Source organism: Treponema sp. R8-4-B8, from assembly GCF_054786175.1.
This window is the reverse complement of sequence record NZ_BDHE01000364.1, coordinates 1-462: the sequence shown is the minus strand read 5'-3', so window position 1 is coordinate 462 and position 462 is coordinate 1. Positions and strand designations below refer to the sequence as shown.

Annotated in this window: 1 pseudogene; it reads right to left on the bottom strand. The window is 42.9% G+C overall.

Annotation, left to right across the window (positions count from 1 at the left end):
• Positions 1–159 precede the first annotated feature (159 nt).
• A pseudogene (locus ACYVRA_RS08780) lies at positions 160–462 on the bottom strand (hypothetical protein); the annotation flags it as partial.

Genomic DNA, 462 nt, shown 5'->3' with positions numbered 1-462 from the left:
TTCGGTATCCAGAATAATTCCCGGCAGAATCGGAAAACCAAGTTCGGCAAATTCATTCGCCTGCCGTCCGCGGATACCCAATAATTCAGGCGCCACCTTACTGGGGATAACGTCTTTTTGGCTAAAAAAATGTATTCTTGAGTCCATATATTTTCCTTATTAAAATAGTTTAAGCACGGAATTAACCGGCCCATGCAGGAAGGCTTCAAACATATGACTGGCTCCTTGCGCCAGATAACGTTGCAGCTTCGCTACATCTTGAATTTCATTTCCGGCTACGGCAAATTCAATGGCGCTGCCATGTTTTACCTTGCCCCACTTAAACAACGAATTAATGTCCAAAATCCGCTCATTTTCATAGTAGATATACACTTCAAGATTGGGATGTTTGGCTTTATAACTGGCGATAATCCTCTTCCACGCTTCAACGTTTCCATTATGGAAAAGCTCATTCTGCACGAC